Annotated in this window: 11 protein-coding genes and 2 pseudogenes; 6 read left to right on the forward strand and 7 right to left on the reverse strand. The window is 58.2% G+C overall.

The features are described from left to right. Positions 1-2: 2 nt before the first annotated feature. The 3 genes from ccoS to hemN all read left to right on the forward strand — a co-directional run bounded on the left by ccoS (position 3) and on the right by hemN (position 2,600). Positions 3-233, forward strand: coding sequence for a cbb3-type cytochrome oxidase assembly protein CcoS (gene ccoS, locus AP059_RS14625; RefSeq protein WP_059764053.1), 231 nt, complete (start codon positions 3-5; stop codon positions 231-233). Further along, complete coding sequence (locus AP059_RS14630) at positions 226-909, forward strand: sulfite exporter TauE/SafE family protein (RefSeq protein WP_059764055.1); 684 nt, start codon at positions 226-228, stop codon at positions 907-909. The genes ccoS and AP059_RS14630 overlap by 8 nt, the downstream gene beginning before the upstream one ends. 308 nt (positions 910-1,217) lie before the next feature. After that, positions 1,218-2,600, forward strand: coding sequence for an oxygen-independent coproporphyrinogen III oxidase (gene hemN, locus AP059_RS14635; RefSeq protein WP_059764057.1), 1,383 nt, complete (start codon positions 1,218-1,220; stop codon positions 2,598-2,600). Positions 2,601-2,603: 3 nt separating this feature from the next. Here hemN and AP059_RS14640 read toward each other — a convergent pair whose 3' ends face one another. Next, entirely contained in the window at positions 2,604-3,083 is a 480-nt protein-coding gene (locus AP059_RS14640; RefSeq protein WP_238938337.1) for a hypothetical protein, read from the reverse strand. A 150-nt stretch (positions 3,084-3,233) separates the two neighbouring features. Between AP059_RS14640 and fnrA the strand changes: the two genes are divergently transcribed. Continuing rightward, on the forward strand, positions 3,234-3,968 hold the full coding sequence (fnrA, locus tag AP059_RS14645) for a Crp/Fnr family transcriptional regulator FnrA (RefSeq protein WP_048365628.1): 735 nt from the start codon (positions 3,234-3,236) through the stop codon (positions 3,966-3,968). A gap of 56 nt (positions 3,969-4,024) precedes the next feature. Next, a complete protein-coding gene (locus tag AP059_RS14650; RefSeq protein ID WP_059764059.1) occupies positions 4,025-4,570 on the forward strand; it encodes an adenine phosphoribosyltransferase in 546 nt (181 codons plus the stop codon). A gap of 171 nt (positions 4,571-4,741) precedes the next feature. On the opposite strand, the gene recR is transcribed toward AP059_RS14650, so the two are convergent. The 3 genes from recR to dnaX form a co-directional block, all read right to left on the reverse strand. Continuing rightward, positions 4,742-5,344 carry a recombination mediator RecR gene (recR, locus tag AP059_RS14655; protein WP_048365626.1) on the reverse strand — a complete coding sequence of 201 codons (603 nt, stop codon included), beginning with the start codon at positions 5,342-5,344 and terminating at the stop codon, positions 4,742-4,744. Between the two features lie 252 nt (positions 5,345-5,596). Further along, on the reverse strand, positions 5,597-5,935 hold the full coding sequence (locus AP059_RS14660) for a YbaB/EbfC family nucleoid-associated protein (RefSeq protein ID WP_048365718.1): 339 nt from the start codon (positions 5,933-5,935) through the stop codon (positions 5,597-5,599). A gap of 76 nt (positions 5,936-6,011) precedes the next feature. After that, positions 6,012-8,069, reverse strand: a complete 2,058-nt coding sequence (gene dnaX, locus AP059_RS14665) for a DNA polymerase III subunit gamma/tau (protein WP_059764062.1) — start codon at positions 8,067-8,069, stop codon at positions 6,012-6,014. A 142-nt stretch (positions 8,070-8,211) separates the two neighbouring features. Here dnaX and AP059_RS14670 point away from each other — a divergent pair, with 142 nt between their 5' ends. Continuing rightward, complete coding sequence (locus AP059_RS14670; protein ID WP_059764064.1) at positions 8,212-8,955, forward strand: substrate-binding periplasmic protein; 744 nt, start codon at positions 8,212-8,214, stop codon at positions 8,953-8,955. 4 nt (positions 8,956-8,959) lie between these two features. On the opposite strand, the gene AP059_RS14675 is transcribed toward AP059_RS14670, so the two are convergent. The 3 genes and pseudogenes from AP059_RS14675 to AP059_RS23075 form a co-directional block, all read right to left on the reverse strand. After that, complete coding sequence (locus AP059_RS14675) at positions 8,960-10,657, reverse strand: putative bifunctional diguanylate cyclase/phosphodiesterase (RefSeq protein ID WP_059764066.1); 1,698 nt, start codon at positions 10,655-10,657, stop codon at positions 8,960-8,962. A gap of 22 nt (positions 10,658-10,679) precedes the next feature. Continuing rightward, positions 10,680-11,171, reverse strand: a pseudogene (locus AP059_RS23070) (methyl-accepting chemotaxis protein); the annotation flags it as partial. A gap of 792 nt (positions 11,172-11,963) precedes the next feature. Then, positions 11,964-12,245 (reverse strand): annotated as a pseudogene (locus tag AP059_RS23075) (PAS domain-containing protein); the annotation flags it as partial. Between the last annotated feature and the right edge of the window lie 560 nt (positions 12,246-12,805).

Raw genomic sequence — 12,805 nt, forward strand, 5'->3', positions numbered from 1 at the left:
ATATGCCAGCGCTTTACATCATGATTCCTGCGGCCTTGCTGATTGTCGCGATTGCCATCTACATTTTCTTCTGGGCCGTGGACAGCGGCCAGTACGATGACCTCGACAGCCCGGCGCACAGCATCCTGTTTGATGACCAGGACCCACAACACACTGCCGCCGTGGAAGAAGCCAAAGGTCAGCCCAGCGCGTCACTCAAAGAAGCCGACCACAAGACCCCTCCCCATGCTTGAGCTGGCACCGCTTCTGGCATCTGCGCTCATTCTGGGCCTGCTGGGTGGCGGCCATTGCCTGGGCATGTGCGGCGGACTGATGGGCGCACTGACGCTGGCCATTCCTAAAGAGCAACGCAGCCGACGCTTCAGGCTGCTATTGGCCTACAACGTGGGTCGAATCCTCAGCTATGCCGCGGCGGGTTTACTGCTCGGTTTAGCGGGATGGGCCGTTGCCAACAGCCCGGCGGCGCTGTTTATGCGCATCCTTGCCGGGGTATTGCTGATTTGCATGGGCTTGTACCTGGCAGGCTGGTGGAGCGGCCTGACGCGCATCGAAAGCCTGGGGCGCGGGCTGTGGCGACATATCCAGCCACTCGCGACACGCCTGCTGCCTGTGTCGAGTTTGCCGCGCGCCTTATTGCTGGGCGCGCTGTGGGGCTGGCTGCCGTGCGGCCTGGTTTACAGCACCCTGATCTGGTCGGCCAGCCAGGGCAGTGCGACCGACAGTGCGCTGCTGATGCTTGCGTTTGGCCTGGGCACCTGGCCGGTGTTGCTTGCCACCGGGCTGGCGGCTGAACGCGTCACGGCGCTGCTGCGCAAGCGCAGCGTGCGCATGGCTGGCGGGTTGCTGGTGATCCTGTTTGGTATTTGGACCCTGCCCGGCCCGCACCAGCATTGGCTGATGGGCCATTAAACCTGCGCGCGTGACGCAGGCCTGGTTCACCTCGACAAATGGTTTTACGACTGCTGTGCAGCCGGACGCAGCCTCGCGCTGCTCGTCAGCGGCTACAGGGTTTAGGAGTGCGTAACCGTGGTAAACCCAAAGACTGCGGTGTCTTGCAAGCACCGCATCGGATGGTTAAACGGGTGCTGCTCGTCAGCGGCTACAGGCACCCGCGAGAACCTGCCCGCCAAGCACAGCTCTTGATGCAAATCAAGATGCAACAGTGACCCACCCCCTAGACTCGCGTTCATTGCCAGCCATCCCGGGGGAATGCCCGCATGCTCGACGCCATTCGTTGGGACTCAGATTTAATTCGCCGTTACGACATGGCCGGACCGCGCTATACCTCGTATCCCACAGCGATGCAGTTCAACAGCCAGGTCAGCCCGTTTGATCTGCTGCACGCGTTGCGCGAAAGCCGCAAAGCGTTGCGCCCTGTGTCTTTGTACGTCCACGTGCCGTTCTGCGCGAACATTTGCTATTACTGCGCCTGCAACAAAGTCGTGACCAAGGACAGAGGCCGCGCACAACCTTATCTGCAACGTCTGGAGCAAGAAATACAACTCATTGCCTGCCACCTCGACCCCAAGCAAAAGGTCGAACAGTTGCACTTTGGCGGCGGCACACCGACGTTTCTCAGCCATGACGAACTGCGCCAATTGATGGCCAAGCTGCGTCAGCATTTCAATTTGCACGACGATGATTCGGGTGATTACGGCATCGAAATTGACCCGCGCGAAGCCGACTGGTCGACCATGGGCCTGTTGCGTGAGCTGGGCTTCAACCGCGTGAGCATCGGCCTGCAAGACCTCGACCCGCAGGTACAGCGAGCCGTTAACCGCTTACAAAGCCTGGAAGAAACCCGCGCCGTGATTGATGCCGCGCGCACGCTGCAGTTTCGCTCGATCAATATCGACCTGATCTACGGCCTGCCCAAGCAAACACCTGAAGCCTTTGCCCGCACCGTGGATGAAGTCATCACCCTGCAACCAGACCGTTTGTCGGTGTTCAACTACGCGCACTTACCCGAGCGTTTCATGCCCCAACGGCGGATCGATGTCAGCGACCTGCCCACCCCCGCTGCCAAGTTGCAGATGCTGGAAAACACCATTGAGCAATTGCTCAAAGCGGGTTATCGCTACATCGGCATGGATCACTTTGCGCTGCCCGATGACGAACTGGCCATCGCTCAGGAAGAAGCCACCTTGCAGCGCAACTTCCAGGGCTACACCACCCACGGGCATTGCGATCTGGTTGGGCTGGGCGTCTCGGCCATCAGCCAGATCGGCGACCTGTACTGCCAGAACCACAGCGACATCACGCACTATCAAAACAGTTTGGCCAGCGCTCAGCTCGCCACCAGTCGTGGCTTGATCTGTAACCAGGATGACCGACTCCGACGCGAAGTCATTCAGCAAATCATTTGCAACCTGCACTTGCCGTTTGCGCGCATTGAGCAGGCATTCAATATCGACTTCAGAGGGTATTTTGCGGCCCAGTGGCCGGCCTTGGAAAAAATGGCAGCCGACGGCCTGATTGCTCTGGACAGTGACCAATTGACGGTACTGCCCGCTGGGCGGTTGTTGGTGCGCTCGGTGTGCATGGTGTTTGACGCCTACCTTGAGCAACAAAACCGCCAGCGTTTTTCGCGCGTGATTTAACCGCTACTTCGCCGCCAATGAAGAGGCTTTGACCGCGTCGTCCGCGCTCGAGTCCTTCATGGCTTCGTTCAGGCTTGAAATGGCCGTCATCAATGCGGCATTGAGCACAGAAATGGCTGATTGCAGCGCACTGGCCTGGGCATTGGCTTGCTCAGGGCTAAGGCTCTTGTTGGTCATTACTTGCTGCAACTGCGCCTGCTTCTCGGCGATCTGCTTTTTGAGTTCGCGAATCATCTTCAGAATTTTCTGCACCTGATCAGACAAGCCACTTTCTGCAATGTCATTGTCCTGGCTTTTCTGAGCGCTCGCGGTCTTCAGGGCGGCCCCCGAGATCGTCACTTTGACCCCTTCAACAGGCGCACCGGTGTCCGCATCCAGCTTGGGCGCTTTGTCGGCAGCAGGCGCCACTTCGCTAATCTTGGTCCGCTCGTAGACTGGCAACATGCCACTCTGGCTAACGGTAATTCCACCCATCGACGACATCTTCCCTGCTCCCGTGGTTAAGCGATAACAATTGTGTCGGCCAAATCCTGCATATCTTGAGCTCAGCGCTCTGAAATGGCGCGCTGGCCTCGACTCCTTAGCTGGGGTACCCTTGCGTCTTATGTGTGTTTTCCCACAAGGATTTAAGAAATGTCCGAGCCAGTAAAACTGCGCGCTCATACCCAGGCCCACTGCAAGGATTGCAGCCTGGCCCCTCTTTGTTTGCCACTTTCGTTGAATCTGGAAGACATGGATGCGTTGGATGAGATCGTCAAGCGAGGCCGCCCGCTGAAAAAAGGCGAGTTCCTGTTTCGCCAGGGCGACACGTTTGGCTCGGTATACGCAGTACGTTCTGGCGCACTTAAAACCTTCAGCTTGAGCGACAGTGGCGAAGAGCAGATCACCGGTTTCCATTTGCCGAGTGAGCTGGTCGGCTTGTCGGGCATGGACACCGAAACGTATCCGGTCTCGGCGCAGGCACTGGAAACCACCTCGGTGTGCGAGATCCCTTTCGAGCGCCTGGACGAACTGGCGCTGCAACTGCCTCAGCTACGTCGCCAATTGATGCGTGTGATGAGCCGTGAAATCCGTGACGATCAGCAAATGATGCTGTTGCTGTCGAAAAAAACCGCTGATGAGCGCATTGCCACCTTTTTGGTGAATTTGTCGGCGCGCTTCCGTGCACGCGGCTTCTCAGCCAATCAGTTCCGCTTGAGCATGTCGCGTAACGAAATCGGCAATTACCTCGGTTTGGCGGTAGAAACCGTCTCGCGCGTCTTTACCCGCTTCCAGCAAAATGAACTGCTGGCCGCCGAAGGCAAAGAAATCCACATCCTCGATCCGATTCAACTGTGCGCCCTCGCTGGCGGCGCCATGGAAGTCTAAAACAGGTCAATAGCGACTATACTGGCGCGCTTAACGCATGCCAGGACATCTGCCTAATGGTCTTCAACGACTTTTGCCTCAAATCCCTGATTCGCCCGGTCATTGACTTCCCCAAGCCGGGCGTGATCTTTCGTGACATTACCCCGCTTTACCAATCGCCGCGCGCCATGCGCGTGATCGCCGACACCTTTATCGAACGCTATGTCGAAGCTGATTTCAGCCACATCGGAGCGATGGATGCGCGTGGCTTTTTGATTGGCTCGGTGCTGGCCCATCAGTTGAACAAGCCTCTGATTCTGTTTCGTAAGCAAGGCAAGCTGCCAGCCAACGTACTAGCCGAAGGCTATCAAACGGAATATGGCGAAGCGTTTCTGGAAGTGCATGCCGACAGTTTGTGCGAAGGGGATTCGCTGCTGATCGTGGATGACCTGATTGCCACGGGCGGAACGTTGATCGCGGCGGCCACTCTGGCGCGACGCATGGGCGCGACGGTGTTCGAAGCGGCGGCCATTATCGACCTCCCGGAACTGGGCGGCTCTGAGCGCCTGAACGACATCGGCGTACCAACCTTCAGCCTGACCGCATTTTCATTGACGCAATAACGCCCTGAAACAAGCGCGTGATGACTTGCACCGTTGTCGGTATCGCACGCATAAACCTGTAGGCGCTGACGAGTAACACGAGGCTGCGATCGGCGATAAAGTCGTCGTAAAACCACTCAACGTGGTGCAGCAGACCAACGTTTACGATCGCCTCGCGCTGCGCCTCAGACGTTACAGGGCGATGGGTTTACGCCCGGCGAATGAGTGCGCCAGCGTCCCGCCATCCACCAGTTCCAGCTCGCCACCCAGCGGCACACCGTGTGCGATGCGCGATGCGATCAGGCCTTTGCTGCTCAACAGCTGGGCAATGTAGTGCGCGGTGGCTTCACCTTCGACGGTCGGGTTGGTGGCCAGAATCACTTCGGTAAAACTGCCCTGCCCGTCAATGCGTGCCATCAGTTGCGGGATGCCAATCGCCTCAGGCCCCAGGCCGTCAAGCGGCGACAAGTGCCCCTTGAGTACGAAATAACGCCCTCGATAACCGGTTTGTTCAACGGCATACACGTCCATCGGCCCTTCCACCACACACAGCAGCGTGTCGTCACGACGCACGTCGGCGCATTGCGGACATAAGTCATCTTCGGTCAGCGTGCGGCACAATCGGCAGTGCCCAACACCCTCCATCGCCTGGCTCAGTGCCAGCGCCAAACGCGAGCCGCCACTGCGATCACGCTCCAGCAACTGCAAGGCCATGCGCTGCGCGGTCTTTTGACCAACCCCCGGCAAAGTGCGCAAGGCATCGATCAGTTGGCGAATCAGGGGGCTAAAGCTCATAAGGAAAAGTCCGACAAAACAACGAGAGGCGGTTTATACCCGCCGCATGGAACAGCGTCAAATCTTGTAGACACGCTGACGTGGGCAGCCAGGCTGTGCCCTCTGACGAGCAGTACGAGGCTGCGATTGAAGCGGTTCAGTAAGTGTGCGGGCTCAGGTTTATGATCGCTTCGCAATCAGACGCCGCCTGCGGCTGCGGGTACGCGGGCAAAAAAAAGCCAGGCGCGATCGGCCTGGCTTTTTTAAAGGGCTTTAGAACGGCAGTTTCATGCCCGGTGGCAATTGCATGCCAGAGGTCACGCCGCTCATTTTGTCCTGGCTGTTGGCTTCGATCTTGCGAACAGCGTCGTTTACCGCTGCCGCGAACAAGTCTTCCAGCACTTCGCGATCATCGTCGCTCACGCCTTCGAGCAGGCTTGGGTCAATGCTCACGCGCTTGATGTCGTGACGACCGGTCATCACCACGCTCACCATGTCGCCACCGGCCTTGCCGGTGACTTCTGCGTTGGCCAACTCTTCCTGCATCTTGGCCATTTTTTCTTGCATCTGCTGCGCCTGCTTCATCAGGCCGGCCATGCCACCTTTCATCATGGGAATCACCTCAATCTGTATTTGCACAATGTACTCATGGCCCTATCGGCCACGAGCTGTAAGGGTTGACCCTGCGTCAAGAGGCCTGAGCCTCGATGACGTCGACAGGTTGGATCGTATCGTCACGCACCGAGGCGTCGAACTGTTTAATCATTTGCTGGACCAGCGGGTCCGCATAAATCGATTCTTCGGCCAGGCGCTGACGTTCGGCACGCAAACGTGAAGCGGCTTGCGCCGGGGTTTCTTGCTCAGGCTTGATCAGCTCGATGGTGACCTTGAGGGTGCGCTGCAAGTGCTGGTTCAGCGCGTCATTGAGCCGACGCTGCTGAGTCGCGTTAAACAGTGCGCTGTGTGCCGGGTCAAGGTGCAGCAGCCAGTCATCGCCCTCGACCGCGATCAGCGTGCAGTTGGCACCGATACTCGCCGTCATCCCCGATACCGGTAATTGGGGGAACAGGTTCAGCCATTCAAGGGCCAGGCCCGTCGCTGGCATGGAAGCAGGCAGCGGCTCAGGCTCTGGCGCAGGTTGCGCCGCATGCTCACTGGCCAACTCGTCGAGGTAGCTGTAAGCCGCCGAGTCCATGTCCGGTTCAATGTAATCTTCGTCCAGTGGCGGCTCGTCATCGCGGTCCATGCCCGACAACGCGGCGTCGACCTGCTCAGGTGTTGGCTGCGGCATCGGCGCCGCGCTCCACTCGGGAGCGTCCGGCACCACGCTGTCCGGAGTCGGCAACGGCATCGGCGGCAACTCTGGCTGCTCGCTGACGGTGTCCAGCACCGGCTCAGGGGGCGCCTCGTGCTCAATCACTGGCGCAGCTGGCTCGTTCCAGGGCAAGTCGATTTCGGCAACCACAGGCGCCGCTGCCTCCACCACAGGGGCTGGCGTCGGAGCAGGTTGCGCAGCTGCCTCGGGTACAGGCGCTGCGACAGGCGCAGGCGCAGGCGCAGCGACTGCCGCAGTCGCAGTCGCCGCCACAGGTGAGGTGGAATCAACTGTGGCCTGGCTGATCCCCACTGGCTTTAGCGGCTGACTGGGCGCATCCGCGGTGCCTGCGGGGCGGAAAGCCAGCATGCGCAGCAGCACCATCTCAAAGCCACCTCGCGGGTCGGGCGCGAGCGGCAAGTCACGGCGGCCAATCAAGCCCATCTGATAATAAAATTGCACGTCTTCGGCGGGCAGAGCGCTGGCCAGCGCCAACACCCGGTCGCGGTCGCCGTGGCCGTTGTCCAGGCCTTCAGGCAATGCCTGGGCAATGGCCACGCGATGGAACACGTTGAGGATTTCTGACAGCACGCCGTTCCAGTCAGGCCCCTGCTCGGCCAGGTGACGCACGGCTTCAAGCAGCGCGCGCGCATCGCCTTCGATCAAGGCATGCAACAGGTCAAACACCTGGCCGTGATCCAGCGTGCCGAGCATGGCGCGCACATCGCCCGCCAGCACTTTGCCTTCGCCAAATGCGATGGCCTGATCGGTCAGGCTCATGGCATCGCGCATCGAGCCGTCGGCTGCACGGCCCAACAACCACAACGCGTCATCTTCAAAAGGGATGTTTTCGACACTGAGCACGTGGCTCAAATGCTCAACCACACGCTCAGGGGTCATGTTCTTGAGCGAAAACTGCAAGCAACGGGACAAAATGGTCGCTGGCAGCTTTTGCGGATCGGTGGTCGCCAGGATGAACTTGACGTAGGGCGGCGGCTCTTCAAGGGTTTTGAGCAACGCATTGAACGAGTGACTGGAGAGCATGTGCACTTCGTCGATCAGGTAGACCTTGAAGCGCCCACGGCTCGGTGCGTACTGCACGTTATCGAGCAGCTCACGGGTGTCTTCGACCTTGGTGCGGCTGGCGGCGTCGATCTCGATCAGGTCAACAAACCGGCCTTCGTCGATTTCGCGGCACACCGAACACTCGCCGCACGGGGTCGAGGTGATACCTGTTTCACAGTTCAGGCATTTGGCGATGATCCGCGCAATGGTGGTCTTGCCCACGCCACGGGTACCGGTAAACAGGTAGGCGTGATGCAAGCGCTGACTGTCCAGGGCATTGATCAGAGCCTTGAGCACATGGGTCTGGCCGACCATTTCGCGGAACGAGCGCGGACGCCATTTACGTGCAAGAACCTGATAACTCATTGATAACCGTCGCGTCTGAAAAGCAGAAGGCGCTAATGCTAGCGGAGCAAGGCCAAAATTGCATCCGGTGTGGCCGCCTATTCTGACTATGCTGCTCTCTAGCGGGCTATTTAGCTCTCTCAGGCCACCTGGCGGAGACTGTATGCGTTTGATCCTGTGTGCTTTGCTGCTCGCGGTGATGACCGGTCAAGCTCACTCGGCTGCCTTGCGCGTGGCGGTAGCCGATAGCTGGGCCATGCCGATGATCGAGGTCACAGACGGCCAACCCACCTCAGGCATCCTCTATGACCTGATACTCAGCCTGGCACACCACCTCGGGCAACCCGCGCAGTTCCAAGTCCTGGCCCGAGCACGGGTGCAGAGCGCAATGGAGCATGGCGAAGTGGATATTCGCTGCTTTGTCGCACCCGCCTGGGTAGGCCACAGTGCCCGCAACTACCTGTGGAGCGAACCGCTTCTGGAGCAGCGCGATGTATTGGTTAGCACGCGCAAACACCTCAACCCGGTCAACGTGCAAACGCTGCCCCAGCAATCAATCGGCACGGTGCTGAGCTACACCTACCCCTCATTGCAGCCTTTGTTTGACGCGGCAAAGCTGCACCGCGATGACGCACGCAGCCAGGAGCAAGTCTTGCAAATGCTGATTGCCAGGCGTTTTGACTACGCCGTGAGCAATCAATGGGCGCTGGATTGGGTCAATAAAAGCCGCCAACAGACGGATCAACTGCACAGCGTGGCGCTGATCCAGGAACAACGGCTGAGCTGCATGGTGCGTAACGATCCGCACCTGGCAACCGGGCGGATCCTCGACACCTTGGTGAACATGCGCGATTCGGGCGAGATTGAGCGCATCATCGCCCGCTATACCACGCCCTCCGCGCCTTGAGGACTTAAGCGCAGGCCTGGTGCAACCAGGCGGTGGGCGGCTTGAAACTGGCCACCCAACTGGCTACGTCGCGAATCGGCATCGGCCGTGCAATGAAATAGCCCTGAGCCACTTCGCACCCCAGATGCATCAACAAACTGCCCTGCGCTTCGCTTTCAAGCCCTTCGGCGATGACTTTTCGCCCAAAGGCCCGCGCCAGTCCCACCACGGCAACGGTCAGCGCCAAATCGTCCTTGTCATGCAAAATATCGCGCACAAAAGACTTGTCGATTTTGATGGTTTGGGTCGGCAAACGCTTGAGGTAACTCAGTGACGAATAGCCGGTGCCAAAATCATCCAGTGAAAAACGCACGCCCAATGCCTGACACGCTTCGAGGCACTGACTGACATGCTGCATGTTTTCGATGGCCGTCGATTCGATGATTTCCAGGTCAAGCTTTTCGGGCGCGACATCCGCATGCCTGGCCAGCAACACTTTAAGCCGCTCGACAAAATCCGCCCGCTGGAAATGCCGGGCCGCGATATTGACGCTGATCGGCCAATGCGCGCCCTGGCCCTGCCATGCGTGCATTTGCTCAATGGCCTGGGCAATCACCCACTCACCGATGTCGATGATCAAATCGGTCTGCTCGATCACCGGTAAAAAATCTGCGGGTTGCACCAGGCCTTTTTTCGGGTGCTGCCAGCGCAACAACCCTTCAAAACCCACCACTTCACCGGTGCGCATATTGACCTTGGGCTGATAGTGCAAACACAACTCCCCCGCCGCCAGTGCCTGACGCACGCGCTCGACTTGCTGATGCGTCGCCTTGATCTCGCGCCCTTTGAGTACATCAAACAAATGGAAGCGGTTACGGCCACTTTGTTTGGCCACGTACATGGCTTGATCCGCGTGGCGCAGCAAGGTGCCCGCATCTTCATTGTCAGGGGGATAGAGGGTGACGCCGATACTTGCGCACACACTGAGGGTTTTGTCGCACACCGTGTAAGGCTGCGAGATGGCGGCCAGCACGCGTTGCATGGCGCCGCGCAGCTCATCGGCATCGCGTACATGGCGCAAAATCAGCACGAATTCGTCGCCTGCCAGCCGCGCTACAACGTCCTCGCCCCGCATGATGCCTTTCAACCGCTTGGCCACTTCGATCAACAACAAATCGCCACTGGCATGGCCGTAGCCATCATTGACCGCCTTGAAGCCATCCAGGTCGAGCATGCACACCGCCAACGGGATGGCCTCGGCCCGAGAGAACTCCAGCGCGCGGTTCAACAGCTCCGACAAATACGCCCGGTTCGGCAACCCGGTGAGCACGTCGTGCCCCACCCGCCATTGCAGGGTGTGCAGTAATTGGCGCTTTTCGCTGACATCAAAGCGGATCGACAAATATTTGCGCACCTCGCCGGTGGACTCATCCACCAGCGGCACCATGGTGCTGTCCACCCAGTAAACGGTGCCATCCTTGCCCCGGTTACAAATTTCACCTTTCCACACCTGCCCCTGGGCAATAGTGCGCCACATGCCGATGAAGAACTCGGGCGGGTGAAAGCCCGAGTTCAGAATCCGGTGATTGGCACCCAGTAATTCTTCGCGCGGATAACCTGACACCTCACAAAACTGCTCGTTGACGTAGGTGATCCGGCCGTTCAGGTCGGTCTCGGAAAAAATCGCAGCAGCATCCACTGCCTTGCGGTACATATCGTCCATGATTCATTCACTGCCTTGCACATTACCGGTTGAAACGATCCACCAAGGCCCGCAGCCCCGAAGAAATTCGCTTGAGTTCACCGCCGCGAACCACTGCCGCATTGGCGTTTTGCGCGGTATTTTGCACGGTTTGCGCCACGTTGTTGATTTGGCGTGACACATCCTCGGCCACGTAGGACTGTTCTTGCGAAGCTGCCGCCATTTGTTGGCTCATGTCCGTGATGCGCTCTACCGCCTGACGGATGCCTTGCAACGCCTCTTGCGCTTGCAACACCTGACGCACGCCCTGTTCGGCCTCCTGAATACCCAGGCTGGCGATATTTACCGCCTCATCAGCACCCACTTGCAGGTTTTCGATGATGCCCTGGATCTGCTCGGTCGACTCTCGGGTCTTGCCCGCCAGCGCCCGCACTTCATCGGCGACCACCGCAAACCCGCGCCCTTGCTCACCGGCACGCGCGGCTTCGATGGCAGCGTTGAGTGCCAGCAGGTTGGTCTGGTCGGCAATCGCCCGAATCATGCCAGCGGCCGCCATGATTTCCTGGGTCTGCCCCGCCAGATTACCCACCGCAGCGTTGATCTGGTTCACCGTATTGGCCAGCAGCTGGATGGCATCACGCGTGGTACCGGCCACGTGACTGCCTTCTTCTGCCAACTGATTGGCGGTGTTCGCTTCAGCCGCCGTGTGCTGCACATGCACAGCCACCTCGGATATGGACGCGGCCATTTCAGTCATGGCGGCGGCCGTCATGTCTGTCTCAGCCCGCTGTTGCAACAAGGCACTTTCGGTATCACTCGACAACTGGCTGGAGTCAGCGGCCGCTTCTGCCATTTGATTGGCCAGATCCAGCAAGCGGGTCAACGCGGTTTTTAAACGCGCTTCTTCGCTGATCAAAATCATGTGCAGTTGCGCAACGCCACCCTGCGAGTCGCTGTAAACCATCGCACTGACCGGGTCTGAAAACGCATCGGGCGAAGCATTAACGATGTGATTGAATTGCTGGCCGACGCGTGAATGACCCCAGATACCCACCCCCACAAACAGGGCGGCAGTGAGGCTCTGCGCTGCCAAAGCCGGGAGGACGTATGCACTGGCAATCGAAACAATCGCGGCGGTCACCGGCAGTAGCAGGACGCTGGCACTTTGAGTCGCGCGATGGAACCCGGACACGGCCGGTTTACCCTCACGCAAGCGCGCATACAAGGCTTCGGCCCGCGCCACTTGCTCACGGGTAGGCTTGACCCGCACCGACTCATAGCCCACCACACGCCCGTCTTCAAGAATCGGCGTCACATAAGCGCTGACCCAATAGTAGTTGCCATTTTTACAGCGGTTCTTGACCACGCCCATCCAGCTTTTACCGGCCTTGAGGTAGCGCCACATCAATTCGAACACGGACGCGGGCATGTCCGGGTGTCGCACCAGATTGTGCGTGCTGCCAATCAACTCATCCTGTGCAAAGCCACTCATGGCTGCAAATTCGGCGTTGCAGTAGGTGATATGGCTATGAACATCAGTGGCGGATATCAGCCGTTGATGGTCCGGAAAAGTTTGTTCAACACCGCTCACGGGAAGGTTAATGCGCACGGTAAAACTCCACCTGTGGACAGCACGCTCGCACGCGCCGATATAAAAAAAAGAACAACCCCAAGGCTCGCCACAAACACACTTAATAGGATCCAAAAAGTATTAAGCAGACGCACAACAGCACCCAACATCCTTGAACAGGCACGGGCTTGAAGAAGATCAAAAAGTAGCGCAATTCTACAAACTAATTTCAATTTTGCAAGTCATCAAACGACGCGACAAAACAACACACACCCCGCAAGACAACACCCTTAGTTAATCACACGGCTATTTTAAGCACAAAAAACGAAACACACTAAATGGACGCCTAATAGTAATAGACGAATACGCCTCATCCCTGCCCACCAAGGCTTACAGCGGTTTTAACCAAGGGGCTTGAGAGGCCCACGCATGCATATCGCACCGCCCCCTAACTTTAGGAATCGTCCTAAAGACAACTTCCTAAAAAAATCGGCACCCTAGTTCCATTTAATAAAAAAATACGACCTTATTAGAAATTAATAACCAATCAAACAGGTCAGGTAATACATTAAAATAACGCAGCAAAGTACCCCACACAA

Source organism: Pseudomonas sp. TAA207, from assembly GCF_001529285.1.
In the GTDB taxonomy this organism is placed as follows: domain Bacteria; phylum Pseudomonadota; class Gammaproteobacteria; order Pseudomonadales; family Pseudomonadaceae; genus Aquipseudomonas; species Aquipseudomonas weihenstephanensis.